Source organism: Acinetobacter sp. CIP 64.7 (assembly GCF_000369745.1).
In the GTDB taxonomy this organism is placed as follows: Bacteria; Pseudomonadota; Gammaproteobacteria; order Pseudomonadales; family Moraxellaceae; genus Acinetobacter; species Acinetobacter fasciculus.
Genome location: NZ_KB850177.1, coordinates 208,305 through 235,142, shown reverse-complemented (window position 1 = coordinate 235,142; position 26,838 = coordinate 208,305). Strand labels below are relative to the sequence as shown.

Below are 26,838 nucleotides of genomic sequence, written 5' to 3'. Positions count from 1 at the left end.
TCCTAGTTAAACCATGATTCGCGCGCTTTCATAATGAGTTGACCTGCTTTCTCAGCACCCAAACCTTCAATATCTTCGATATCGTCAGTCGCCTGATCTGCTAAATCATCCACTGTTACCACACCACGAGCTGCTAGCGCTTGCGCGATCTCTACTGTCATGCCTTCCATTGCAACAAGTTCTTCACTTGGCGCTTGTATGTTCTCTTGCTGTTGTAATGCATCAGCAAGTGCAATTTCTTTCGCACGGCTTTGCAGTAGTTCAACCAGTTCCGCATCCAGTTCGATTTCATCAAACGTTTCTGCAGGAACATAAGCAATTTCTTCAAGCGAGGTGAAGCCCATTTCTACCAATGCCATCGCCAAATCTTCCGCGATATCCAGACGGGTAACAAACATGTCTAAATATTGTTGCGCTTCGTTTTGTTGACGGGCGTAGTATTCCTCTTCCAGCATCATGTCCAGCTTGTAGCCAGTCAATTCAGATGCCAGACGAACGTTCTGACCTTGTGAACCAATCGCACGTGCCAACTGATCGCTGGTTGCGAAAATGATATCTGCAGTACGTGCATCTTCATCGATGACAATACTCGATACATCTGCTGGTTCCAATGCACTTGCGATATATTGCGCAGGATCATCCGACCAAACTACCACATCAATACGCTCGCCATTGAGCTCTTGCTGTACAGCTTGAATACGGGTACCACGCATACCAATACAAGCACCCACCGGGTCAATACGGTGGTCATTGGTTTTCACTGCAATTTTAGCACGAACGCCTGGTTGGCGAGCCGCCGCTTTAATTTCAATAATTTCTTCAGAAATCTCAGGAATTTCTTTCTTCATCAATGCAATCAGCATATCCGGTTTAGCACGTGACAGTTGTAACTGCGCACCACGACCTTCACGGTTGACATTGAATAGAATCGCATTCACGCGTTGCTTCGGACGAAGGATTTCTTTCGGAATCATTTCTTCGCGAGCAAGATACGCTTCAGCATTGTCACCTAGGTCAATGATAAAGCCGTCTTTGGTTTGTTTTTTCACTTCACCGTAGATCAGCTCGCCGACTTTAGATTCGTAAGCATCGGCTACGAGTGCACGTTCTGCTTCACGGATCTTCTGTACGATCACTTGCTTGGCAATTTGCGCTGCAATACGACCGAAGTCAATCGATTCAACTTCAAGCTCACGAATGTCGCCAATCGACCATTTTGCCGGATCAACATCAGAGATGGCATCCTGACAAGCTGGCATTTCATGGTCTTCGTCTGCAACCACTTCCCACTGACGGAAAGTACGATAGTCACCTGTTTTACGATCGATTTCCACACGTAAACGTGCTTCTTCCGAATGTGTTCCTTCGTAGAATTTTTTCTTTGTCGCAGCAACTAAAGCTTGCTCAAGCGCTTCAAAGATCGCTTCACGAGGTACACCTTTTTCGTTACTAACCGTTTCAACGACGGTCAGAATTTCACGTGCCATACGTCACCTATTCGTTAAATTTTTATTTATTAAATTAATCTTGGAAGACCAAATTTGCTTTATCGATATTGTGACTGTCGATCTCCAATACCTGTTGCTTTTCTACTTCAACCTGAATCATTTCATTTTCAAGATCGACAGCAACCAGTTTGGCCTGGAATTTACGACGGTTATCTACCGCACTGATCAAACGTAGTGCTACGGTATGACCGATATAGCCTGACATCTGCTCGAGCTGGAAGAATGGACGGTCCCAGCCTGGCGAAGATACTTCAAGTGAATATTCACCCGAGATCGGATCATGAACATCCAGCATTGCACCCACTTGCTGCGTGACACGCACACAATCCTGAACGCCAATACCACGCCCCTGCTCTTCTTCACCATCTTCATTGATTGCTGGTGCAACGCTCTCATCGACTGGCTTGTCGATGTAGATACGTAATAACGAACATTTACCCTGTGGCAGGAATTCAATCCCCCAAAGGTTTACATTACAGGCTTCAACTGCTGGTGCAATCAAGTCCTGAAGTGCTTGAGTTTTATTTGATAGCTTCATTTACTCTCGTCATCTGGTGCGATTTTATGATCTATTTGACCACTACAAACCAATACAAACTATAGTAGTAGTGAAACATGGAGATTTGACCAAATAATGTCGACACTACACGATAGCCAATAAAAAAGGGCGTAAATCGCCCCAATTAATGCACAATTTAAGATTTTTTCAAATCCCACTGTGCAAAAAGGCCCACCTTGTTGTGAGCCTCTTTTTAGAAACTTGGTAGCGGGAGCTGGATTTGAACCAACGACCTTCGGGTTATGAGCCCGACGAGCTACCAGACTGCTCCATCCCGCATCAACGTGCAAAAATTATATACAAAAGATGAGAACTTTTCAATCAAAACCACATCATTCTGCATATTTGTCATCTGTCGCTGAAAAAGTGGTAGCGGGAGCTGGATTTGAACCAACGACCTTCGGGTTATGAGCCCGACGAGCTACCAGACTGCTCCATCCCGCATCAGCGTACAAATAACATTCAGTTTAAAAAACTTAAACTGCTTTTAAAGTTTGCATCTTTAAAAGATTGGTAGCGGGAGCTGGATTTGAACCAACGACCTTCGGGTTATGAGCCCGACGAGCTACCAGACTGCTCCATCCCGCAACAACATGCAAATTAATTTTCTCAACTTAAAACCTGTTTAAGCTGCCTCTTGAAAGTTTGCGCCTTTAAAAAGGATTGATTGGTAGCGGGAGCTGGATTTGAACCAACGACCTTCGGGTTATGAGCCCGACGAGCTACCAGACTGCTCCATCCCGCATCAACAGAAGTTTTTTCAGCTGCATACACCAACTTAAATTTCTGGATTATAAGTTGGTGCGGAAGGGGGGACTTGAACCCCCACGCCCGAAAGCACTACCACCTCAAGGTAGCGTGTCTACCAATTCCACCACCACCGCAGCTGTGACGCATTCTAGTCGTATCACTGAAAAAAAGAAAGGATTAATTAAAACTATTCGGTCGTTTCTGGTGCAGTTGGTGAAGTTTCATTCGATTGTACAGGTGTGGTCGGCGCAGACTGAACCGATCCCAAACTATAGGCATTCGAGGTTTGTTGCTTGGCTAAAATCGCCAAAGTCAGACTGGTTACGAAAAACAGTGCAGTAAAAATTGCAGTCAAACGGGTCATGAAATTACCCGAACCCGATGCTCCGAATACTGTCGCTGCACCACCGCCACCGAAAGAGGCACCAGCATCTGCACCTTTACCATGCTGAACCAAAATCAAGACAATCATCAAAACAGCTAAGATAATATGTACTACCAGCACAAAAGTTTGCATGCTGAACTCCTAATTATTGTGTATTTGCAAATGCATGAGCAATTTTATGGAACGACTCAGCATTGAGTGATGCACCACCGACCAATGCCCCGTTGATATCTGGGCAGGCTGCTAACTCTACTGCATTTTCCGGCTTGACACTACCACCATATAAAATCGCCATCGTCGCGCCATAACCAGTGATCTGGCTTAAACCTTGACGGATTTGTGCATGCATGGCCTGTGCATCTTCAGGAGAAGCAGTTTTACCAGTTCCAATTGCCCAGATCGGTTCATAGGCAATCACGATATTTTTCCATTGCTCAGCTTCAACCACAGCAGCAATATCACAAATCTGTTGTAGCACTACAGCTTCTGCCTGCCCTGCTTCACGTTGTTCCAGGCTTTCACCAACGCAATAAATCACGGTCAAACCGGCACTTAAGGCATTCTTGATTTTCGCATTTAAAATATCAGCATTTTCCGCAAATATTTCACGGCGTTCAGAATGACCCACTAGTACATAGTGAATTTGACTATCGGCCAACAATTCAGCACTGACTTCACCAGTGTAGGGACCTGTTCCAGAAATACGTGAAACATCTTGTGCTACGGTATAAATCGGACGAACCGCAGATGACAGCTCTGCCTGAATCTGGCTTAAGGCAATGGCAATCGGTGCCACACCTAAATGACATTGATCTTCGGCAATTGGCGCAGTTTCCAGCAAATTCTTAATACCACGCACCAAGCTCAATGCATCTGCCTGCACCGGATTCATTTTCCAGTTACCTATCACCCAAGGGGTAATCGTCGAAACCGACATAATTAACCTATTTCATTTACATATTTTGAATTGGGCACATTCTACACGGAATTGGAAAATTAAAAGAATAGTTTTCTTATCACTCCTTCTCAGTTTAGACTATCCAAAATGGTTATTTTTTGTTATCACTTAAAAAAATGGGGACTTCTTCCAACCAGTTCATGCTTTTACTGGAGATGAGGAAGCTAGCAGCACTCTTGGCTATGGTATTTTTACGTAACAAACGTATAATTTTAGTATAGCAATTAAAAGAATTTGATGAGTAGGCATTTATAGCATGACAGCATTACAGGGGTCGCCAAGATTTACCGGATTTATTCGTCGTTTGGTCGAGGAAGGCGTCATCTCGGCTGAAGATATGCGCAGTGCATTAGCGCATGCCAAACAAGAAAAAATCGATATTGTGGCTGAGTTAATTAACCAGCAGCAACTTTCTCCAACCGTCATTGCTGAAACGATTTCAGTCGAATTTGGCGAACCGCTGTTTGATATCAGTGCCTATGATCCTGCTCAAATTCTTCGGGATGCGATTGATGAAAAGCTGATTACCAAGCATCGCATTCTGCCGATTTTTAGAAATTCCAGTATTTTATATGTTGCGACCAGTAACCCGACCAATATCGAAGCGATTGATGCAGTCCGCTTTTCCACCAAACTCAATATTGAAACCATTATTGTTGAACACAATAAACTTGAAAAACTGATCGAGCAGAATTTTACCGAAGAAAGTACCTTTGAATTCGATGAAGACTTTGATCTGGATGTTGATGTCGAATCTGCTGATCCGAATAAAGAAGAGGATGACAGTAACAAGGGTGAAGAAGCACCGATTGTCAAATATATTAATAAATTACTAATTGATGCGATCCGTATGGGGGCTTCAGACTTACATTTTGAACCTTATGAAAAAATCTATCGGGTACGTTACCGGGTAGATGGGGTATTACGCCAGATTGCAACACCACCACTACAGCTGGCAAATCGCTTGTCTTCGCGTCTTAAAGTCATGTCGCAAATGGACATTTCTGAAAAACGGGTACCGCAAGATGGTCGTATTAAATTAAAACTTTCTAAAAATAAAGCCATTGATTTCCGTGTCAACTCTCTCCCTACCCTGTTTGGTGAGAAGCTGGTACTGCGAATTCTGGATCCCTCCAGCGCGATGTTGGGAACTGATGCACTAGGTTATGAACCGGAACAAAAAGACCTTTTTATGCAAGCGCTGGACAAACCGCAAGGCATGCTCCTGATCACTGGTCCAACAGGTTCCGGTAAAACCGTTTCACTGTATACCGGTCTGAATATCCTCAATCGTGAAGATACCAATATTTCGACAGCGGAAGATCCGGTCGAGATTAACTTACAAGGCATTAATCAAGTCAACGTCAACAATAAAGTTGGTCTTACCTTCTCTGCCGCACTGAAGTCCTTCTTACGTCAAGACCCGGACATCGTAATGGTCGGTGAGATCCGGGATCTGGAAACTGCCGAGATTGCGATTAAAGCGGCGCAGACCGGTCATATGGTGATGTCGACCTTGCATACCAATAGTGCGCCTGAGACCTTGACCCGTTTACGAAACATGGGGGTGCCCTCTTTCAATATTGCCACTTCAGTAAACCTGGTCATTGCACAACGGTTGGCGCGTCGTTTGTGTTCACAATGCAAGAAACCTGCAGATATTCCGCAACAAAGCTTACTGGAGATGGGCTTTACCGAAACCGACTTGCAGCAACCTGAGTTCCAAATTTATGAACCGGTGGGCTGCAATGAATGTCGTGAAGGCTATAAGGGTCGTGTAGGTATTTATGAAGTTATGAAAGTAACACCCGAAATTTCCAGAATTATTATGGAGGACGGCAATGCACTTGAAATTGCAGATGCTTCCGCACGTGCAGGTTTTAACAATTTACGCCGGTCAGGTTTAATCAAGGTGATGCAGGGGGTGACTTCTTTACAGGAAGTCAATCGTGTCACCAGCGAATGATCGGGCGCTGATCTAAAATAAGGATAAAGGTATGGCAGCAGTAAAGAAAGGCCAGATGATGCCGATCTTCAGCTATGAAGGAATTGATCGTAAAGGGGCAAAGATCAAGGGGGAATTGCCAGCAAAAAATATGGCTCTGGCCAAGGTCACCCTTCGGAAACAAGGCATCAGCATCAAGACCATTCGGGAAAAGAAAAAAAATATCCTTGAAGGCTTGATGAAGAAAAAAGTCTCAACACTGGATATTACAATTTTTACCCGACAGTTGGCGACCATGATGAAAGCCGGGGTACCACTGGTACAAGGCTTTGAAATTGTCGCAGAAGGTCTGGAAAATCCGGCGATGCGTGAAGTTGTACTAGGAATTAAAGGTGAGGTTGAAGGCGGTAATACTTTTGCCGGAGCACTGCGCAAATATCCACAATATTTCGACAACCTATTCTGTTCACTGGTCGAATCTGGTGAACAATCTGGTGCTTTAGAAACCATGCTAGATCGCGTTGCGATTTACAAAGAAAAAAGCGAACTACTCAAGCAAAAAATCAAAAAAGCCATGAAATATCCTGCTGCGGTGGTTGTAGTCGCCCTAATTGTTACCATCATTCTGATGGTCAAAGTGGTCCCGGTTTTCCAGGATTTATTCTCTTCATTTGGTGCGGACTTACCGGCTTTTACCAAAATGGTGGTCAATATGTCGGAATGGATGCAAAAGTATTGGTTCCTGCTGATTATCGCCATTGGGGCCGTGATTACCGCTTTTCTTGAAGCGAAAAAACGCAGCAAGAAATTCCGCGATTTTCTGGATAAGGCCGCACTCAAAGCCCCGATTTTTGGTGACCTGGTGTATAAAGCGATTATTGCACGTTATAGCCGCACTTTGGCCACGACTTTCGCAGCTGGTGTTCCCTTGATTGATGCACTGGAATCCACTGCCGGCGCTACCAATAACGTCGTGTATGAAGATGCCGTGATGAAAATCCGTGAAGATGTCGCCACAGGTCAACAACTACAGTTTGCCATGCGCGTGACCAACAAATTCCCATCCATGGCAGTACAAATGGTCGCGATTGGTGAAGAATCTGGTGCACTAGATGCCATGCTAGACAAAGTAGCCACACATTATGAAAATGAAGTCGACAATGCAGTTGACGGCTTAACCTCGATGATGGAACCGCTCATTATGGCTGTTCTCGGTGTGCTTGTCGGTGGTCTGGTGATTGCCATGTACCTTCCAATTTTCCAAATGGGTTCTGTGGTTTAATGCACGATTTTCTTCAATATTTTATTCAAAACCCAACGGCGTTGTATATCGCAGTTGGGCTTTTTAGTTTATGTATCGGCAGCTTTCTGAATGTCGTGATTTACCGCACTCCCAAGATGATGGAACAGGAATGGCGTACTGATTGCCAGATGTTCCTGCATCCGGAACAGCCGGTGATTGATGAAACTAAGTTAAGTTTAAGCAAACCCGCTTCAGCTTGCCCCAAGTGTCATCAGCCAATCCGCTGGTACCAGAATATTCCCGTCATTAGCTGGCTGGTCCTGCGCGGAAAATGTAGCAACTGCCAGAATCCGATCAGCATCCGTTATCCTTTGGTTGAAATTCTGACGGCAGTTTGTGCACTCCTTGTCGTAGCAGTATTTGGCCCTACCCTACAAATGCTGTTTGGCCTGATCCTGACTTATGTGCTGATCGCACTCACTTTTATTGATTTTGACACCCAGTTACTGCCTGACCGTTATACTTTACCCTTGGCCGCGCTAGGTTTGGGGGTAAATAGTTATGCACTTTATACCTTACCCGGTGCTGCCATCTGGGGCTATATTATTGGTTTCCTGTGTCTGTGGGTGGTGTATTATGCATTTAAAATCGTTACCGGCAAGGAAGGTATGGGCTATGGCGATTTTAAATTGCTTGCCGCCCTGGGTGCCTGGATGGGGCCTTTATTACTGCCTTTAATTGTGCTGCTGTCTTCTCTGGTTGGTGCGATTATCGGGATTATCCTACTGAAAGTCCGCAAGGAAAATCAGCCTTTTGCCTTTGGTCCCTATATCGCGATTGCCGGCTGGATTGCTTTTTTGTGGGGCGAGCAGATTATGAAAGTGTATTTAGGTCAATAAAGTGAAATTTATACTCGGATTAACCGGCGGGATTGGCAGTGGCAAGTCTGCTGCCAGTCAGTGGTTTGAAGCACAAGGGATCACGGTAGTCGATGCCGATGTGGTAGCGCGTGAAGTGGTCGAAATTGGGCAGCCTGCACTTACCCAGATCCAGCAGGCTTTTGGCGATTGGGTACTGCTTGCCGATGGCTCACTGAATCGTCGTGCCTTGCGTGAATATATCTTCCAGTCTCCTGAAGCACGCAAGACCCTGGAAAGTATTACCCATCCGGCAATTCGCACTTCCATTATCCAGCAACTACATGCTGCGCAAAGTCCCTATGCCATTCTGGTTTCACCACTTTTATTTGAAACCAATCAGCACGAACTCACTCAGCATACCTTACTGATTGATGCCACCATCGAACTGCAAATTGAGCGGGCCTCACAACGTGATGGCCAGAATATCGAACAAATTCGCAATATCATTGCCGCCCAAATGTCCCGCGAACAAAAGCAGACCATGGCCGATGATATTGTCCTAAATGATGGTCATCTGGATCATCTCTATGCTCATCTCAGACCATTACATCAAAAATATTTAAACATGGCAGCCAGCTGAAGCATAAAAAAAGCAGTCTGATTAAGACTGCTTTTTTTGTTCTGCTAATTTTCGGCTCAGACTGTCCTGATGCTGTAACCAGCGCCACGGCTGTAAGGCCCCGACGGCCATACCCATCAGGCCACACACCATGGCCAGACTTAAAGTTTCATTTAATAAAGGTACAGCCAGAATTGCCGCAATAAAAGGTGCAAGATTGGTAATACTGCCTGCCTTAAATGCACCAAGACGCTTGATGGCTTCTACATAGCTTAAAGTAGCAATAATCACCACAAATATGCCGTGAAAAATGGTCTGAAACAGTAAATGCTTGGGTTCAGGCACACTCAAATTTTTCGGTAAAAATAGCAGATAAATCGGCACATATATCACTGCCGACCAGATCGCGACACCACACATTGCCTGCCATGCAGTTAGCTGATATTTACGCAATAAAACAGTAAAAATCGCCCAAAGTATGGCACTGATAAAAAACAGCCCGTCCCCTGCCCCAAAGGCTACACCAGTTTCCCGATACATCAGCATACTCATGAGACATAGTACGACGATCATAATGATCAGGCTGGCCCAGGTATGTTTATCAAAAGCCTGCCCCATCAGAAAAAAAGCCATGATCGCGGTACAGATCGGAATACAGCCATTCAAGAAAATTGCAGCATGGGCGGTAGGTGCGTAGTGAAAAGCACTATAGGCAAACAGGCAATAAATCACCCCGCCAATCATAGCTAAAATAAAAGGCTCTTTTTTCAGTAAAAAAGCGGCCTCTTTACGATAAAGCAAGATCGGCATCAGAATCAGGAAGGCCAAAGAAAAACGCAAGGCCACAATATCCCAAGCACTGATCTGCCACAGCGCATTCAGGCGGGCTGTTAAAGTAAAACCGCCCCAGATGCACATGGTAACAACTAAAAAAACATAGCCTTGGGTACGGTCTGACAATGCCATCATCAATTAAAGGTTACGTTGACGGCAGGCTTCATACAGCGCCATGCCTGTAGCCACACTGACATTCAGACTTTGCAGATTACCTGCCATCGGAATATACACGGTCTGATCACATTGGCTTTGCGTAATTGGACGTAGGCCAGTATCTTCCGCACCCATCACGATACAGACGCCAGTACCGGTAAAATCAAAATTTTGAATCGGCAGCGCTTTTTCATCCAGCATAGTTCCGACAACACGAACATTAAAATCTTCTTTGATTTGACCCAAAGTACGCGCCAGATTGGTGACCTGAATGAATTTGACTTTGTCCGCACCACCTGCAGCCACTTTACGTGCAGTCGGGGTTAACGTTGCAGAACGATCACGTGGCGCAATCACTGCCTCAACGCCCATTGCAGCGGCTGTACGGATACAGGCACCGAGATTATGCGGATCGGTAATATGATCGAGGGCCAATAACAACGCTTGAGGATTCGCACTCAACAAGGATTCAAGATCTTTTTCATTCAGGGTTGGATGAGCACGAACTGCGGCTACGACCCCCTGATGAAACGGTTGCCCGGCCAGTTTCTCCAGTTTGTCACGGCTGGCTTGCTGCACACTGATCCCAAACGGTTCAGCCAGTTCCAGTACACGCTTTAAACGCTGATCATCGCGTCCTTTGAGAGTGAATAATGTCAAGACACGTTCAGGCTCAAGCTCTAACAATGACTCCACTGAATGTACGCCATAAAAATATTCAGGTTTTGCCATGAACGACCTCTAGATTAGTTATATACAAAAGAAAAATCCCGTAAAGCTGACTTCACAGGATTTCTATAGCTGATTAGTTTAACCGATTCGCACTGAAATTTCTTGCCCGGTTTACACTGATCTTGAATCTGGACTTAACCTTCAAAATGGCAGACATAGTCCAGCACATCATCGGTTTCGATTTTAAAACGGCTATTGCCCGGCACATAGAAAGACTGCCCCGCACGGAACAGCTCACTTTCTTCGCTATCGCCAATCTGAACACGGCATTCACCTGAAACAATTTCCATACGCTCAGGAACATGTGTTTCAAAGGTCAAGGCATTTTCTGATGGCAGAATGACACCCAAAGTTTTTTTGGTCCCGTCTTCAAATTGTACAATGTGGCTAATACACAACCCGCCGAAATATACATTAACCTGAGTTCGACATAAAAAATAAATAAAAAAAAGCCTTAGCATCTGTAATATCTTGGTTACGAAGACAAAACATTTCAGAGCAAGGCTTTTTCATGGACTATATTACCGAATTATTTTGTATCTTGGATGATTTCTGCAAAAAGTTTAATGAATCTTTAGAGAAAGCTCTAATTTCTGATCAAAAAACAACAATGAAAAAGTCAGCTTTAAGCTTGTCTGAAGTCATGACCATTGTCATTTTATTTCATAAATCCGGGTTTAGATTTTTCAAATATTTTTATTGTCATATGATCATCCCATTTTGGAAATCAGCTTTTCCCAAGCTTCTTAGTTACAATCGTTTTATTGAAATTATGCCGCGTTGTTTGCAAGCTTTGAGTAGTTTCTTCCATCAAGTTAAAGGAGAAGATACCGGAATTTGTATTATTGATTCGACTAAATTGGTCGTTTGCCATAATCTTAGAATTAAAAGACATCGTGTATTTAAAGGCTTAGCTGGTCGTGGTAAAAGTAGCACAGGTTGGTTTTATGGATTTAAAGTCCATATTGTTATCAACAACTTGGGTGAAATTATTAATCTCAAGATTACATCGGGAAGTGTTCATGATGTTGCTGTACTTGAATCTTTAACCCAAGAGTTAAAAGGTATTTTACTGGGCGATAAAGGCTATCTGAGTAAAGCAAAAACTGAAGCTTTAGCAGCAAGGGGGCTCAGACTATTAACCCCGTCACGCAAGAATATGAAAAATAAACCCATCCAAACTGAAGAAGAAAAACAATTGCTTTGCAGAAGAGGATTGATCGAAACAGTGAATGATCAGTTAAAAAACTTACATCAAATTGACCATTCACGTCATCGTTCGGTGAATAACTTTATGGTGAATATTATGGCTGCTATAGTGGCTTATTGCTTAAATCCAAATAAGCCAACTTTCCAAAACTTGCTAAAAAGCTAAAATATTTCATCGAACTCAGGTTACATTAGATTTTTTAAGTACAGATACATGATCAAACTGAGCTGACATGCGATTTCTCCAGATAAAGCATTTTGTAATATTTTGATTGCTGTAGTTTAAATGTGCACCCTCAACTAATCAATCGAAGTTTGTCGGCGTCGATCAAATATTCTGTATCACCTGAACCCCTTCTATTTACAGCATGTTTTGGCCTGTATTTTGCTGATAGATAAACTTAAGTTTCGATCTGCACGCGCTCTTTTAAAAACAGGCTCAATTGAATCTTTAATTTAAAGATTGGGGATGTCAAAAATATGAAAATCAGCAGTGCATTAACGGACTTCTGAGTCAGCTTCTTGCGAAAATACAGTGAAATAAGCATATATAAATCGCTAAAATTTAAGATAGAATGAAATTGATTCGTCCTGATTTATAATAATCACAGCCATGTTGCGACCCCAATCCGACATCAGGCTATTTCAATCAAACTTTTCGCAGCCCGGATGCGTTTATGCTGACACATTTAACTCTGATCAATTTTGCTTTAGCTGAACATCTTGCTATTGATATTGATAAAGGTTTTAACGTTTTAACCGGTGAAACCGGTGCAGGTAAATCCCTCTTACTGGATGCATTGTCTGCCTGTTTGGGTGAGCGAACCGATACCAATTATGTACGTTATGGCTCAGAAAAAGCCGATGTCACTGCCAGTTTCAGCTATCAGGAACACAGTCCTGAAGCCGCATGGTTAAAAGAACATGAGCTGGATGACGAATCAGGTGAAATTCATTTACGCCGGGTGATTTTTGCTACCGGCCGCAGCAAGGCCTGGATCAATGGACGTCCGAGCAGCCTGTCTGAACTGAAAGAAATTGGGCGTTTACTGGTACAACTCTATAGCCAGCATAGTCAGCAGCAACTTCTGGAACCGCCTTATCCGAAGCACTGGCTGGATCGTTATTATCATTTTTATGCGCCGGCTCAAGCAGTACGTGATGCGTATAGCACTTGGCAAAAAAATATTCGCCAGCATCAGGCAGCTTTGGATGCACAAGCGACACGCAAGCAGCTTCTGGAAACCCTTGAGCTGCAACTCGAAGAACTGGAAGAAATTGTTCAGACGGATTATCCTGAAATTGAACAGGAATTTGATCGGCTCTCGCATCATGAAGCCATTATGCAGGACTGTGTCTATAGCCTGAATGTGCTGGATGAAGCTGAACAGAATATCACTCAGGAACTGGCATCAATTATGCGTCGGGTTGAGTCGCATGCCGGACGCAGTGAACAGCTTTCCGGGATTTATACTTCCCTACTGAATGCTCAAAGCGAACTTGAAGATGCAGCAGCGAATTTACGCCAGTTTATGGATCGGCAGAGTTTTGATCCTGAACGCATGGAAGTACTGAATTCAACTTTAGAAATCTTCCATCGTCTGGCACGTAAATATCGTACCCAGCCAGAATTACTGAAAGAAGAATATGAAGCCTGGCAAAGTGAACTGGAACAGTTACATCAACTGGAAGATCCGGAAACACTGGCTGAACAGGTAGCAGTGTCTTATCAGGAATTTATGGATAAAGCCCAACATCTGGATCAGATTCGCCGTGAAGCCGCAGCACCTTTGGCCAAGCAGCTCACTGAGCAGGTCAAACAGCTGGCACTGCCTGAAGCACATTTTGAGTTTAAGTTTGAGCCTCTGGAACATCCATCTAGCGAAGGCCTGAGCTTTATCCAGCTACTTTTTACTGCCAATAAAGGCATTCCGGCACAGCCTTTGGCCCGGGTTGCATCAGGTGGTGAGCTTTCGCGTATTGCGTTGGTGATGCAAGTCATGAATGCGGAAAAAACCGAAGCGGAAGTGCTGGTCTTTGATGAAATTGATGTCGGGATCAGTGGTGGTACCGCAGAGATTGTCGGGCGTTTACTGGCCGATCTGGCCCAACATGTACAGATTCTGTGTATTACCCATCAGGCGCAGGTTGCAGCACAATCTGATCAGCACCTACTGGTGAAAAAACAGCAGACTGATCCTGCCAGCAGCACGATTATCAATCTTGAAGAAAATGAAATAATTCAGGAGCTTGCAAGAATGACAGGTGGTGTAGAGATTAGTGAAACCACCTTGCAACATGCCCGTCAGTTACGTCAGCTGAAATTTCAGCAGGCTTAAATATTTACAATCTGGACAAATAAAATTTGGTGAATCCAAGAAGCTCTAGTAACGTAGCTATTAGGATCATAGGATTTCTCTGCGAAGAAATTAATTTTAAGGAGAACTGCTCAGGTGACCAAACAGTTTCTGACACATCGTTGTCTGATTGCACCGCCGCATGCGAATGATGATTTTTTTGCCCAGACGGTCATTTATCTCGCACGGCATGATGAAGATGGTGCGCAAGGCATCATTATCAATCGACCTGCCGGCATTCAAATTAAAGAATTGCTGAATGATCTTGATATTGAAGCAGACAATGTCAATCCGCATGAAGTATTGCAAGGTGGTCCATTACGCCCTGAGGCCGGCTTTGTCCTGCATACCGGTCAGCCGACCTGGCATTCGTCTATTGCCGTAGGCGAGAATGTCTGTATTACCACATCGAAAGATATTCTGGATGCCATTGCGCATAATGAAGGCGTTGGTCGCTATCAGATTGCACTTGGCTATGCCAGCTGGGGCAAACACCAGCTGGAACAGGAAATTGCTCGTGGTGACTGGCTGATTTGTGATTCCGATATGGATCTGATTTTTAATTTACCTTATAACGACCGTTGGGACGCTGCCTATAAAAAAATGGGGGTAGACCGCAACTGGTTATCTTCCGAGATTGGACATGCCTGATGTAAACGCGCCACAAACCATTATGGCGTTTGATTTTGGTACACAAAAAATGGGAATGTCGGTCGGACAATCCCTGATTGCTAGTGCCAATCCCCTACCCTTATTTCCCATGAAAGATGGTATTCCCAACTGGGATGAACTACTCAAAATCGTGAAAAGCCATCAACCCAATTTATTTCTGGTCGGCTTACCATTGAATATGGATGATAGTGAATCGGAGCTGTCGACACGGGCGCGAAAATTTGCCCGCCGTTTACGTCATCAGACCAATATTGAAACCTGGATGGTGGATGAACGTTTGACCACCCGTGAAGCACGCGATGAACTGGATCATTACCAAGCTCAAGGTCGAGGCAAGAAACTCTCTGCGGACAGTATTGCGGCTGCCTTGTTGATTGAAAGCTGGTATCGCCATCCTGCCGGAATCACGCCTTAATCTGTTTTTAAATTTTTTTAAATCAGCATCCTTTAGGGTGCTTTTTTACACTCCAAAATGCTTCTTAAGGATAAAAATAACGAAAAGTCAGATTAATTCTCGGTGTTAAAACTTTGCTGGTTTTGCTGATACTGTGCTTCCAGTGCTGCTGCGTCGCGCCACGCATCACAATCAGTTGTCCACTGTGTAACAGCACATCGACTTTATCGCTGTGAATTTTATGCTTAAAGCTCATTTTACGGGTAGCTCCCAGACTTAGAGAAGCGATGACATTTTCCCGAGAGGTACCTGTATATAACGCCGGCTCATCATCACTATGCCAGCCCAAGCCTTGGGAACCATCTTCATACAAATTGGCCAGACAGGAATTAAAGGGATGACCGACCAGAATTTCAATATGCTGCTTTAAACGGAATAATCCGGGTGTCCATACCTGAGCTTGTTTGAGCGTACCAGAATAACGATACTGATAATGTTCATCGCCATACCAGACCACCTGGCGACCTGTGACATGGTGCTTGCCAAATAAATGCACTTCATCATGTTGCCAGGCCAGCTGACTGAGAAAATGCTGTAGATACTGCTGGCTTTGTTCCTGATCCAAAATCAGGCCATAATCCTCCACTACCCCATCAAAAGGTAATACATTGGCTTGCGGCTGGGGTGCAAATAAATCGAGAGTCATATCAATTCAATCCAGTATCCACATGAAAATACTGACATTCGACCTAAAGGATTACAACTGCTCTTCACAAATGACTACAACATTTATGCTTGTGGCTAGCCTAATTCCTGCCTAGACTGAATTCAACTTTCACAATAAAAATAATCCTTTTATGAACTTATGGCAGCTGTTTCAGAAACTTCGTCCCTTTGTTCAGCCTTACCGGTTGCTGGTGATTGCCACGCTGATTCTGACCCTGATTGGCTCATTCACCGCACAGGTCAATGCCATTACCTTGCAATATGCGGTCGACAGCATCAATTCGCTACTCGAAACCGGTCAAGGACTGGAACAAGGCTGGCATATTCTGATCACGATTTCGGCGATTTTGCTCGGCAAAGAAATTATCAATGCCTTTGTCCAGTTCGGGCAGAAGTTCTATGGAGAGAAACTGCGGATTTTTGTCTCTCAGGATCTGGCCCAAGGGATTATTGAAAAATTTTTAAAATATCGGCTGGAATTTTTTAATCAGGAAAATAACCAGGCCGGTAAATTACAGACCCGGATTGACCGTGGCATTGGCTCACTGACCCGTCTGGTGCAAATTTTCTTTATTGATATTTTACCGTTATTTACCAGTGCCATTGTGGCTTTGGGGCTAATGTACTATGCCAATGTGTATGTCGGTCTGGTCGCGACTGCTATTGTTCCTATCTATTTCTGGCTGACCTATAAGCAGGCACAAAAACTCGGGGGCTGGCGCCGCAGTCTTCGCGATGGTCGGGAGAGAAAAAGTCAGGGCATTCTCAGTATCATCAACTCGATTACCGTGATTAAGTCTTTTAACCGCGAATCGATTGAATCGGAAAAGCAGCTCGGTTTACAGCGTGAACTGACCGACAATCAGATGAAAACCCGCCAGACCAGTTTCCTGTTTGATGGCCTGAAAACTTTTCTGGAACAGATCGGGATTGTACTGATCATTATTTTAACCTCCTACTTTGTGCTGGATGGCCAGATGAGTATCGGTATGATCATGTTTCATGTGCTGCTATTTAATAATGTCTCTGCCCCAATTCGATCCCTGCACCGGATTTATGATGAAGTGAATGATGCCATGATCTATTCAGAAAGCTTTTTCAAAATTCTGGAGGCCGATGATGAAATTGAACAAAGCGGTCAGCAGAAACCGATTGTCCAAGGCAAATTTGAACTGAGTGGCGTGAATTTTTATTATCCAAACGGCCACCATGCCCTGAAAGATATTGATATGGAAATTCGCCCCAATAAAATTACCGCCTTGGTGGGCTTATCGGGTGCCGGAAAATCTACCCTCATCAGTTTGCTGGATAAATTTTATGAACCACAGCAAGGTCAGATCAAACTGGATGGCATTGACCTGAAAGATTATGACACCCAATATCTACGCGATCATATTGGTCTGGTCTTACAAAAAAATCATATTTTTCAGGGCACCATCTTTGACAATATCCGTTATGGTAAAACTACTGCCTCAATGGAGGATGTAATTGAGGCAGCAGAAAAAGCCTCGATTCATGAGCAGATTTTACAGTTACCGGATGGTTATGATAACGATGCCTTGATGCTGTCTGGCGGCCAGCAGCAACGGATTGCCTTGGCACGGATGTTCCTGAAAAATCCACCGATTATTTTTCTAGATGAACCGACGGCGAGTCTAGATGCAATTGCCACGGAACAGATTAAACACAGTCTGGACCAGATCAAGCAAGGCCGTACCGTGATCATCATTTCGCATAGCCTGTCGCAGATTATTGATGCGGATTATACTTACGTGATGAAAGAAGGAACGATTGCTGAGCATGGCGAGCACGACCAGCTTTATCATCAGCAAGGCGTGTATAAGGAAATCTTTGATGCGATGGCCAAAAGCCTGAATATTGAAAAAATTGCCAAAACTTTTGAAGATGATGCCGAGGAAGAAACTCATAGTTAGCTTCTCTATCTCAATAAAGAAACCTCCGGTACGGAGGTTTTTTTATTTTAATTTTTTAAGATTTAACGCTGAACTTTCTGTTCAATTTCTTCAACACTGGTATGACGCACATCAAAACCTTTGACCATATAGATCACCTGTTCCGAAATATTCCGGGCATGATCGCCAATTCTTTCGAGTGAACGCAGCACCCACAATACATTGATGACACGACTGATATGCCGTGGGTCTTCAATCATATAAGTCATAAGCGTACGTGTGGCTGACTGATATTCACGGTCAATATCCGCATCCGCCAACATGACCTTCAAAGCTTGATCTACATCCAGACGCGCAAAAGCATCCAGTGCATCATGAATCATCACCCGCACCTGGTTGCCAATATGCCGGGTTTCCATATAACCGCGTGGTGAGCTACCCTCTTCACACAAGCTTTGTGCAATTCGGCCTATTTTCGAGGCTTCATCGCCAATCCGTTCCAGATCGGTATTGGCCTTGGACATGGCAAGCACCATACGTAAATCAATCGCGGCAGGATGACGGCGCGCCAGAATCAGGGTCAGCGCTTCATCAATATCTCGTTCCATCTGATTGACGACATTATCTTGAAACTGCACATCTACTGCCATTGAGACATCTGTGTCCAATAGGGCATGAATGGCATTAGCTACCTGCTGTTCTACCAGTCCGCCCATCGTCATGAATTTGGTATTTACGTCCTGCAGTTCTTCATTAAATTGCGAAGAAATGTGATGACTTAATACAGGATTATTTGGACACAAGGAAAGCTACTCCTGAACGATAGAGGACAATGATCAATAATAAATCATATTAAAGCATATCCATGATGAAAGTTTGATGACAATAGTAGCCTCATAGAGGCTGAGGCGAATCATATTCAATCAGCCAGGCATTCAGCTCTGCCAGTTCCTTTTCGGTTAACTGCCCGACCGAGGCCTGCAATTGCAGCGCATGCAACAGATAATCATATTTGGCATTCAAATAATCGGTCTTGGCAGAAAAGGCATTACGCTGTGCCAGCAACACATCGACCATGGTTTTTAAGCCTTCCTGATATTGGGCTCTGGACGCTTGTGAGACAATTTCCGAAGAGTCCATCGCGGCTTTACGTGCATTCAGTTTGGCCTGATCGGTTTCTACCTGCATAAAGGACTGTTTCACATCGGTATTGGCTTTACGGATAGCCGCATCCAGTTGCGCTTCACTTTTTTGCACATTAACGCCGGCCTGACGGATACTTTTTTGCGTGCGTCCACCGCTAAATACATTCCAGTTCACCTCCACCCCAATCTGGTCGAAATCTCCATTGCTGGACATGATCGTAGCCGGACTTTGCTTTAAATAGCCATAGGTTCCGACCACTTCGACCTGCGGATAGAGCGCAGCCTGTTCGACCCGTTTGGCATCTTCAGAATAGCGCTTTTGCAGACGCGCTTGCAGAATATTCAGATTTTGGCTTTGTGCTAATTCGGTCCAGGACTGCATATCACTTGGAACCGGTTTCTGGAACTGGAAATCGTTGCGTAATACCGCCAGATTTTCCTGATAAGGGCCGATTAACTGTGCCAGCTGTTCTTGGGCCAGTACCAGCTGAACTTGAGTCGAAATCCGGTTGGCTTGGGCACTTTGATACTGGGCATTGGCTTCACTGACCTCACTACGCGCCACCAAACCTTCTTTCAGCTTAGCATTCATCATGCGTAACTGTTCAGACAGCGCCTGCTCTTCCTGTAAATAAGCCGTAGTCAAAGACTGCTGCCGCAAGACATTAAAATAGGCTTCGGCCACCTGTAAAATATGCTGCTGTTTTTGCAGACGCAGATTGACTTCACTGAGTTCGACCGAGGTCTTGACCTGCTTATAACCTTGCCAGGCATCCCAGCGAAATAAAGGTTGGCGTGCGGTTAAGGCCACCTGACGGCTGGTTGTACTGGAACTTTGCAACTCACCAAATTCAGCAGGCAAACCTTCAGACTCTGAGTTGTTGACGGACTGGTTTTTACGGGTCACATTTCCAGATAAAGTCACGGTCGGCAGCAAATTTCCGCTGGCAATCCCCAGATTGAGCTGATCAGATTGGTACTGCAACACATTCGCCTGCCAATTTGGATCATTTTGCTGGGCGCGTGCATACGCTTCTTGTAAATCCAGGGCAAAAATCGCCGGACTAATTAATAGCAATAAACAGGCCATGACACTGCGTTTTAATTTCATTTTATAGTGTTAACCCCTAACAGCCATTCAGATCAAAAAATTCTGGCGCTTTAAGCTAAGCCATACTAAAGAGATCTCTTGAATTTTTACGTATGATTTTTATTAATTTTTTAATATAAAGATCAATTTTTATCCATCATTAATTCAATTTTCTGGCTCCCATACCGGCAATGTAACAAAGCAATTCACAATACTAAACATAGTATTTTAGTTTGATCTATACAATATCTCCCAGTAAGGCCGTTATTTTCTGAATTCACCTATATATACAGAGTCCTGAAGCATAGTGTTAATGCCATTCCCGTCGATATTCAAAGCCTGTGTGCTTGCTGGTAGCGTGCTGCTTCTTGGGGGCTGCCAACAGCCCTCAGATCCACAGATCCAGGTCGAACAGACTGAGGCGAAGCAAACGCAAAGTCCAGTCAGTGACTTTAGCCTCATGTGCCAGAATATTGAAAAAAATATGTCCCAGATTAATGACCAGCGCACGACGTTTGCGCTGGAGCAGATTAATCAGGATCTTAAAGTGTGCCTGCCGTTGATGGACTTGGCGGAGCAGAAGCAACTGATGCAGCGCTCTACCGAAATGTATCAGCGCTTTTTAAAGGTGGATCGCACCGAATTTCAGCAACGCGCCTTTGAGCAGTATGCACTGGAAATGGCGCAGCATCCCACCATTCAGCATGCGCATTTTCAACAGCTCACCTCACGTGACCAGTATCTGTTAAAACACAAGGGGCAGGCTTATGTAGAACTGCTGGATCTGGGGGATGGCACTTTACATTATCGCCGCAGTCCGGAATATCTGGCGCGTATTTTTGCCCCTTATTTACCGGCCGCTGAAAAAGCCTTTATTGAAAATCTGGCGGAACAGAATATGGAACCGGTGCTGGTGGAAAAACGCCTGCAGATTGAAGCCACTGATATTGCAGCCCGCAGTCTGCTTTGGGAAGACTATCTCAAGACTTATCCGAATAGCAGTTATAAACGCGATGCTGAATATCTGCTGAAGCAATATACCTATTTCCTGTTTAGAGGTACCGAGCAATCCCCGGTGTCGGAAGATTATCGCGATCGTTATGCTGTGGATACCAGTCATCTGGAAACTATTATTGGACTATCAAACGGCCAGAAATCAACGCTGTCCACACAGGCACGCCTGTTTCTGGAATTTCTGGACATGACTCCGGAACAGCGCCAACAAGTCTTGCCTGCCGATTATAGAAACCGCTCGGAAGCAGAACAGATTCTGTACTATGCCCAGATCAGCCCGCCCTCACAAAAATATGATAAAGACTGCTTTACCGATGCCATCTGTATCTAGTTGGGATCAGTTTCACCTTCAATCAATATCGCCATGTCTAAATCAATCCTCGTTTAAAGTTGAGCGATTTAGACCTGTTTATTCTGCCTAAACTGAGCTAAGCTTTAGCCTCGCTTGACGGAGCGCGAGTAATGCCTCGCTGAGATCATGTGATTCCTTTTATCGTTATCAGGAATTGAGCATGAGTACCGTTGAACCTGATCAGGTTAATACCTGCGTAGGAATCAAGCCAGCTAAAAACCCAGCCCTTGCTTTATCTGTTCAGGATAAATCTGCCTACGTTTTTGGTCGTGCTTGATTCGTTGATGTCATCATAAGGATCATAGCCATGAACCAGTTAACGAATCTTTCTTCTGAAACCACTCTCTCCGCTCATGAACAGGAAGCACGCGATTTAACGCGAATTCTGCCTGCCTCACGTAAAGTCTATCTGCAAGGCTCCCGTCCTGATATTCAGGTACCGATGCGGGAGATTTCCTTAAGTGAAACCCCGACCAGTCTGGGCGGTGAACATAATCCGCCATTAATGGTCTATGACACGTCTGGTGTTTATACTGACCCCGATGTGACGATTGACCTGAACAAAGGTCTGCCGAATATTCGTGAAAGCTGGATTGAGCAGCGCAACGATAGTGAAATTCTGGATCAGCTCAGTTCTGAATTTGGCCGCCAGCGTTTACGCGATATCCGTACCGCTGCGATCCGTTTCGCGCATATTCAAAAACCACGCAAAGCCAAATGCGGCCGCAACATCACCCAGATGCATTATGCCAAGCAAGGCATTATCACACCGGAAATGGAATACATTGCCATTCGTGAAAACCTACGTCAACTCGATGGTGTCGATATGCGCCAGCATCCGGGCCAGAATTTTGGTGCAAAAAACCTGACTGAAATTACGCCAGAATTTGTGCGTCAGGAAGTCGCCGCCGGCCGCGCGATTATTCCGGCCAATATCAATCATCCGGAACTGGAACCGATGATCATCGGGCGTAATTTTTTGGTCAAAATCAATGCCAATATTGGTAATTCTGCACTCGGTTCAAGTATCGAAGAAGAAGTCTCGAAAATGACCTGGGCGACGCGCTGGGGTGCAGACACAATCATGGACCTCTCGACCGGCCAGAATATTCATGAAACCCGTGAATGGATTATCCGCAACTCTCCTGTACCAATTGGAACCGTACCGATCTATCAGGCACTGGAAAAAGTCAATGGTGTGGCCGAAGACCTGACCTGGGAGATCTTTAAAGACACCCTGATTGAACAGGCTGAACAAGGTGTGGACTATTTCACCATTCATGCCGGCGTGCTTTTAAGATATGTACCGCTGACTGCCAACCGTTTGACCGGTATCGTATCGCGTGGCGGTTCGATCATGGCGCAGTGGTGTCTGGCACATCATCAGGAAAACTTCTTGTATACCCATTTCGATGAAATCTGCGAGATCATGAAAGCTTATGACGTATCGTTTAGTCTCGGCGATGGCCTACGTCCGGGCTGTGTGCAGGATGCCAATGACGAAGCGCAATTTGCCGAACTTCGAACTTTGGGCGAACTGACCCACCGTGCCTGGGAGCATGATGTTCAGGTGATGATTGAAGGCCCGGGCCATGTCCCGATGCATATGATCAAGGAAAATATGGATCTGCAACTGGAAGTCTGTAAAGAAGCACCCTTTTATACCTTGGGGCCACTCACCACCGATATCGCACCGGGTTATGACCATATTACTTCGGCAATAGGAGCCGCGATGATTGGCTGGTACGGCACCGCAATGCTGTGTTATGTGACGCCTAAAGAGCATCTCGGTTTACCCAATAAAAAGGATGTCAAAGACGGCATTATTACCTACAAGATTGCCGCACATGCAGCCGATCTGGCCAAAGGTCATCCGGGTGCGCAAGCCCGGGATAATGCCCTGTCCAAGGCGCGTTTTGAGTTCCGCTGGGAAGACCAGTTTAACTTGAGTCTGGATCCGGACACGGCGCGCAGCATGCATGATGAAACCATGCCGAAAGCCGCGCATAAATCCGCGCACTTTTGTTCCATGTGCGGACCAAAGTTCTGTTCAATGAAGATTAGCCAGAATGTTCGTGATTATGCCAGTCAACAGGCCAATCCTGATCAGCCGGCAAGCTCTCAGGCCGAAATTGAAGCCGGCATGAATCAGATGAAAGCCAGCTTCCACAACTCTGGTCAAAATTTATACCACAAACTATAAAACTGTAAAAAAAACAGTTGTCTTCAAAAAAAACTCAGATAGGATGAAAATAAATCAATTCATTCTATCTGAGCATATGAATATTATTAAACAGGCCTCTTATAATAAAAAAGACTTTAGCGTAGAGGCACGTGAGTTCTTGTACCAGGGATTTATTCAGGTAGAAAAAGTCAGCCTGAAACACCGTTTATTTAATCAGGAAAGCTCAACCCCTATTTTGCAACGTGAGCTGATTCATCGGCCAGAAGCAGCGGGTGTGCTGATGTACAATCATCAACAGCAGAAATTCGGCCTGATCGAACAGTTCCGGATTGGCGGACTGGATGATATCGACTCTCCTTGGCAACTCGAAGTAATTGCTGGCGTTCTGGATGGCGATGAAGCGCCTGAAACATGCATCCGTCGCGAAGCACTCGAAGAATCAGGCTGTACCCTGGATGAGCTGCAGCACATTTTCAGCTTCTATCCGTCCGCCGGGGCATGTTCCGAATTATTTCATTTATATGTGGCGCAGACCGAATTGCCTGAACAGGGCGGTATTTTTGGCATGCCGGATGAAGGTGAAAATATCCAGCTGCATATTCTGGATTATGCTGATATTCCGTCCTTGCTCACGAATGGTCGCTTAAGAAATGCACCTGTCATTATGGCCTTGCAATGGTTGCAACAACATATTCATACTGCAGGAATATGTCTAAGGGGAAAGACATGAGTTTTCAGCAGTCAAGCATAAACACACAGCCAGATTGGACCATTATCCAGATTTCTGATACCCATTTGATGGATCGGGAAGAGCTGGAATTTGCCCGGATGAATCCCGAGCAGAGTTTTCACGAGGTGATGCAGCAGATCCAACAGCGCTTTCCCCAAATGGATGCACTGATTCATACCGGTGATCTGGCACAGGTGCCGGTCGAGCAGACTTATCAACGCTATTTAGCATTTGTCCAGTCTTTAAACGTGCCGTATTATCAGATTCCAGGTAACCATGACGATTCTCGGGTGTTCCCTTTTCACCAGCATGCGAATCAGGTACATGCCATTCATTTTGGCACCTGGACCATGATCCTGTTAAATAGTGCCGTTCAAGGCAAGATCGATGGCTGGGTGGAACAAGCTCAACTCGATCAATTGGACCAATTATTGCTTGAATTTAAGCATCAGCATGTCATTGTCGCTTGCCATCATCATCCTTTTGCGATGAAATCGTACTGGATTGATCAGCACCGGCTGAAAAATGCTGAAGATTTAAAAGATGTACTGGCTCGGCATCATAATATCAAGCTGGTTCTGTTTGGTCATGTGCATCAGGATTCCTGCAACGAATGGCATGGCATCTACTTTTTATCCACGCCATCGACCAGTGTGCAGTTTAAACCTAAAAGTGAAGATTTCGCGCTAGATCAGGCGGCACCAGGTTATCGTGTATTACATTTGCAACAAAATGGTGAGTTTGATACCTATATTGAACGGGTGGCATTGAGCCAGCAAAATATTAATACCGAAATTTCAGGTTATTAACTTTTCAATTTGTTTTTTTTGCATTACTTTATTGCAACCAAAGGAAATGTGATATGCATAGTCCAGACATCAAAGACTATCAATAAGCATAAAAAGTCTATATGATGACGGCCCCCATAGGAGGATAATCTTTCTACAGGGTGGATAAAAAACTGCATATCACCATATTTTTTGCGTAGCAATCATACGCATAGATGAGGAATGCCCTAAATGGCGAATGACAACCAAAATCAAGTCTTAGACAATCAAACTGATGTTGTAGAAGAGAAAGCTGCAAAGCGCGTACGCAAATCTAAGCCTAAAACGACTGACGGTGGTTCTACTGCTAGCTTATTTGGTATTGAACCTTATCAACCTAAAAAAAATGAAGAATACATGTCTGAAGGTCAGCTTCAGCATTTCCGCCAAATCTTGCTGGCTTGGAAAGCTGAGTTGATGTCAGAAGTGGATCGTACCCTCAATACGATGCAAGACGAAAATACTGCTCTTCCAGATGTGAATGACCGTGCGACTCAGGAAGAAGAGTTTGCGATTGAGTTACGTACCCGTGACCGTGAACGTAAACTGATTCGTAAAATCGAACAGTCGATCGAAGCAATCCAGAATGATGACTATGGTTTCTGTGAAACTTGTGGTATCGAGATTGGCTTGCGTCGTTTAGAAGCACGTCCAACGGCTACTTTATGTATTGACTGCAAAACCCTTGCAGAGATCAAAGAGAAGCAAAATAACGGTTAAGTATGTCTGTAAATAATCCTCCCCTAACCCCTCCTTTAAAAAAGGAGGGGGACAACAGGATGGCTTATGTGGGCCGGTTCGCGCCATCGCCAACCGGCCCTTTGCATTTTGGCTCCCTCATTACCGCAGTTGCCAGTTACTGCGATGCCAAAGCCAATCAAGGCACATGGCTGGTCCGGATTGAAGACACCGATATTCCCCGCATTTATCCCGGCAGCGAAGAGCATATCCTGCGTGCCATGGATGCCTTTCAGCTTGAACCTGATGCCGAAATCATTTTCCAGAAAGACCGTTTAGATATTTACGAAGACGTCATCCAGCAATTACGTCAGCAAGACCTAGTCTATGCCTGTCAATGTACCCGTAAAATGCTCGGTTCCAACCATATCTATCAGGATACCTGCCGCAACTTGGGTCTGGCTTTTGAGCATCAGGCCATCCGTTTAAAAGTTGAAGATGTTGAAATCTGTTTTGAAGACCGGCTGCAAGGTCAGCACTGTTCAGAACTGAAAAAAGATCTGGGCGATTTTGTCTTAAAACGTCGTGACGGCATTATGAATTACCAGCTGGCTGTAGTAGTCGATGACTATCTGCAAGGTATGACTCATGCGGTACGTGGAGCTGATCTTTTAGATAATACCGAACGGCAAATCTATCTGGGACAGTTACTCGGTTATCCGCGTCTGAGCTATATGCATCTACCGCTGGCAATGAATGATCAGGGGCAAAAACTGTCAAAACAGAATCTGGCCCAAGCACTGGATTTAACTCAGGCACCGCAATTATTAAAACAGGCACTTCAGGCTTTGCATCAGGCTGAAGTTGATTTGGACACTCCCGATCGGATGCTGCAACAGGCGGTAGTACAATGGGACATTGAGCGGATTCCACATACAACTGAGCTACAAGGTCACTATTTATAAAAACAGCTTTTCACTTAAGCTAGACTTCTAGA

At 44.7% G+C, this 26,838-nt stretch carries 25 protein-coding genes, 5 tRNA genes and 1 riboswitch; of the genes, 15 read left to right on the top strand and 15 right to left on the bottom strand.

The features are described from left to right. Positions 1-2: 2 nt before the first annotated feature. The 9 genes from nusA to tpiA form a co-directional block, all read right to left on the bottom strand. Positions 3-1,487: a transcription termination factor NusA gene (gene nusA, locus F890_RS01130; protein WP_004281105.1), complete on the bottom strand. Its 1,485-nt coding sequence runs from the start codon at positions 1,485-1,487 to the stop codon at positions 3-5. Between the two features lie 34 nt (positions 1,488-1,521). Then, the gene (gene rimP, locus F890_RS01125; RefSeq protein WP_004281103.1) at positions 1,522-2,046 is read right to left on the bottom strand and encodes a ribosome maturation factor RimP; all 525 of its coding nucleotides are present in this window, start codon (positions 2,044-2,046) and stop codon (positions 1,522-1,524) included. Between the two features lie 223 nt (positions 2,047-2,269). Then, a tRNA-Met gene (locus F890_RS01120) sits at positions 2,270-2,346 on the bottom strand. A gap of 88 nt (positions 2,347-2,434) precedes the next feature. After that, positions 2,435-2,511, bottom strand: a tRNA-Met gene (locus F890_RS01115). Positions 2,512-2,578: 67 nt separating this feature from the next. Next, positions 2,579-2,655: transfer RNA gene (locus F890_RS01110), tRNA-Met, on the bottom strand. 80 nt (positions 2,656-2,735) lie between these two features. Next, a tRNA-Met gene (locus tag F890_RS01105) sits at positions 2,736-2,812 on the bottom strand. 54 nt (positions 2,813-2,866) lie between these two features. Further along, positions 2,867-2,951: transfer RNA gene (locus F890_RS01100), tRNA-Leu, on the bottom strand. 53 nt (positions 2,952-3,004) lie between these two features. Beyond that, positions 3,005-3,334 carry a preprotein translocase subunit SecG gene (secG, locus tag F890_RS01095; protein WP_004281101.1) on the bottom strand — a complete coding sequence of 110 codons (330 nt, stop codon included), beginning with the start codon at positions 3,332-3,334 and terminating at the stop codon, positions 3,005-3,007. A 13-nt stretch (positions 3,335-3,347) separates the two neighbouring features. After that, positions 3,348-4,139, bottom strand: a complete 792-nt coding sequence (gene tpiA, locus F890_RS01090) for a triose-phosphate isomerase (RefSeq protein ID WP_004281100.1) — start codon at positions 4,137-4,139, stop codon at positions 3,348-3,350. A gap of 277 nt (positions 4,140-4,416) precedes the next feature. On the opposite strand from tpiA, the gene pilB reads away from it, so the two are divergent. Genes pilB through coaE form a run of 4 tightly spaced genes read left to right on the top strand, consistent with a single transcriptional unit; the run spans position 4,417 to position 8,848 of the window. Further along, on the top strand, positions 4,417-6,126 hold the full coding sequence (gene pilB / locus F890_RS01085) for a type IV-A pilus assembly ATPase PilB (RefSeq protein WP_005265509.1): 1,710 nt from the start codon (positions 4,417-4,419) through the stop codon (positions 6,124-6,126). Positions 6,127-6,157: 31 nt separating this feature from the next. Continuing rightward, a complete protein-coding gene (locus F890_RS01080) occupies positions 6,158-7,387 on the top strand; it encodes a type II secretion system F family protein (protein WP_004281096.1) in 1,230 nt (409 codons plus the stop codon). Further along, a complete protein-coding gene (locus F890_RS01075; RefSeq protein ID WP_004281094.1) occupies positions 7,387-8,247 on the top strand; it encodes a prepilin peptidase in 861 nt (286 codons plus the stop codon). The genes F890_RS01080 and F890_RS01075 overlap by 1 nt, the downstream gene beginning before the upstream one ends. A gap of 1 nt (position 8,248) precedes the next feature. Further along, the gene (gene coaE / locus F890_RS01070) at positions 8,249-8,848 is read left to right on the top strand and encodes a dephospho-CoA kinase (RefSeq protein ID WP_004281093.1); all 600 of its coding nucleotides are present in this window, start codon (positions 8,249-8,251) and stop codon (positions 8,846-8,848) included. Positions 8,849-8,869: 21 nt separating this feature from the next. Here the strand turns inward: coaE and F890_RS01065 are convergent, their stop codons facing one another. From F890_RS01065 to F890_RS01055, 3 genes are all read right to left on the bottom strand, one after another. After that, the gene (locus F890_RS01065; RefSeq protein ID WP_004644926.1) at positions 8,870-9,793 is read right to left on the bottom strand and encodes a DMT family transporter; all 924 of its coding nucleotides are present in this window, start codon (positions 9,791-9,793) and stop codon (positions 8,870-8,872) included. A gap of 6 nt (positions 9,794-9,799) precedes the next feature. Then, positions 9,800-10,549, bottom strand: a complete 750-nt coding sequence (gene rlmB, locus F890_RS01060; protein WP_004281091.1) for a 23S rRNA (guanosine(2251)-2'-O)-methyltransferase RlmB — start codon at positions 10,547-10,549, stop codon at positions 9,800-9,802. A 134-nt stretch (positions 10,550-10,683) separates the two neighbouring features. Beyond that, positions 10,684-11,010 (bottom strand): pyrimidine/purine nucleoside phosphorylase, encoded by a 327-nt coding sequence (locus F890_RS01055; RefSeq protein ID WP_005265508.1) that lies wholly within the window; start codon positions 11,008-11,010, stop codon positions 10,684-10,686. A 50-nt stretch (positions 11,011-11,060) separates the two neighbouring features. On the opposite strand from F890_RS01055, the gene F890_RS01050 reads away from it, so the two are divergent. From F890_RS01050 to ruvX, 4 genes are all read left to right on the top strand, one after another. After that, positions 11,061-11,924, top strand: a complete 864-nt coding sequence (locus tag F890_RS01050) for an IS982 family transposase (RefSeq protein ID WP_004729973.1) — start codon at positions 11,061-11,063, stop codon at positions 11,922-11,924. 511 nt (positions 11,925-12,435) lie between these two features. Further along, complete coding sequence (gene recN / locus F890_RS01045; RefSeq protein ID WP_005265506.1) at positions 12,436-14,097, top strand: DNA repair protein RecN; 1,662 nt, start codon at positions 12,436-12,438, stop codon at positions 14,095-14,097. Positions 14,098-14,211: 114 nt separating this feature from the next. Then, positions 14,212-14,766, top strand: a complete 555-nt coding sequence (locus F890_RS01040; protein ID WP_004281085.1) for a YqgE/AlgH family protein — start codon at positions 14,212-14,214, stop codon at positions 14,764-14,766. After that, positions 14,759-15,202 carry a Holliday junction resolvase RuvX gene (gene ruvX, locus F890_RS01035; protein ID WP_004281083.1) on the top strand — a complete coding sequence of 148 codons (444 nt, stop codon included), beginning with the start codon at positions 14,759-14,761 and terminating at the stop codon, positions 15,200-15,202. Before F890_RS01040 ends, ruvX begins: the two co-directional genes overlap by 8 nt. Before the next feature lie 64 nt (positions 15,203-15,266). Here the strand turns inward: ruvX and F890_RS01030 are convergent, their stop codons facing one another. Next, complete coding sequence (locus F890_RS01030) at positions 15,267-15,887, bottom strand: alpha-ketoglutarate-dependent dioxygenase AlkB family protein (protein ID WP_004281082.1); 621 nt, start codon at positions 15,885-15,887, stop codon at positions 15,267-15,269. Between the two features lie 151 nt (positions 15,888-16,038). On the opposite strand from F890_RS01030, the gene F890_RS01025 reads away from it, so the two are divergent. Further along, positions 16,039-17,841, top strand: coding sequence for an ABC transporter ATP-binding protein (locus F890_RS01025; protein WP_004281080.1), 1,803 nt, complete (start codon positions 16,039-16,041; stop codon positions 17,839-17,841). Between the two features lie 62 nt (positions 17,842-17,903). On the opposite strand, the gene phoU is transcribed toward F890_RS01025, so the two are convergent. Together phoU and F890_RS01015 are read right to left on the bottom strand one after the other, a co-directional pair. After that, positions 17,904-18,623 (bottom strand): phosphate signaling complex protein PhoU, encoded by a 720-nt coding sequence (gene phoU / locus F890_RS01020; RefSeq protein WP_004281079.1) that lies wholly within the window; start codon positions 18,621-18,623, stop codon positions 17,904-17,906. Positions 18,624-18,714: 91 nt separating this feature from the next. Beyond that, positions 18,715-20,076, bottom strand: a complete 1,362-nt coding sequence (locus tag F890_RS01015) for a multidrug efflux outer membrane protein AbuO (protein ID WP_005265505.1) — start codon at positions 20,074-20,076, stop codon at positions 18,715-18,717. A 292-nt stretch (positions 20,077-20,368) separates the two neighbouring features. On the opposite strand from F890_RS01015, the gene F890_RS01010 reads away from it, so the two are divergent. The 6 genes from F890_RS01010 to gluQRS all read left to right on the top strand — a co-directional run bounded on the left by F890_RS01010 (position 20,369) and on the right by gluQRS (position 26,806). Continuing rightward, positions 20,369-21,400, top strand: coding sequence for a hypothetical protein (locus F890_RS01010; RefSeq protein ID WP_004644924.1), 1,032 nt, complete (start codon positions 20,369-20,371; stop codon positions 21,398-21,400). 108 nt (positions 21,401-21,508) lie between these two features. Then, positions 21,509-21,641, top strand: a riboswitch (TPP riboswitch). An 87-nt stretch (positions 21,642-21,728) separates the two neighbouring features. After that, complete coding sequence (gene thiC, locus F890_RS01005; protein ID WP_004281076.1) at positions 21,729-23,624, top strand: phosphomethylpyrimidine synthase ThiC; 1,896 nt, start codon at positions 21,729-21,731, stop codon at positions 23,622-23,624. 76 nt (positions 23,625-23,700) lie between these two features. Beyond that, a complete protein-coding gene (locus tag F890_RS01000; RefSeq protein ID WP_004281075.1) occupies positions 23,701-24,336 on the top strand; it encodes an NUDIX domain-containing protein in 636 nt (211 codons plus the stop codon). Then, entirely contained in the window at positions 24,333-25,145 is an 813-nt protein-coding gene (locus F890_RS00995) for a metallophosphoesterase (RefSeq protein WP_004281073.1), read from the top strand. Before F890_RS01000 ends, F890_RS00995 begins: the two co-directional genes overlap by 4 nt. Positions 25,146-25,355: 210 nt before the next feature. Continuing rightward, entirely contained in the window at positions 25,356-25,883 is a 528-nt protein-coding gene (gene dksA, locus F890_RS00990) for an RNA polymerase-binding protein DksA (RefSeq protein ID WP_004281072.1), read from the top strand. A gap of 2 nt (positions 25,884-25,885) precedes the next feature. Then, positions 25,886-26,806: a tRNA glutamyl-Q(34) synthetase GluQRS gene (gluQRS, locus tag F890_RS00985; protein WP_004281071.1), complete on the top strand. Its 921-nt coding sequence runs from the start codon at positions 25,886-25,888 to the stop codon at positions 26,804-26,806. The last annotated feature ends 32 nt before the right edge of the window (positions 26,807-26,838 follow it).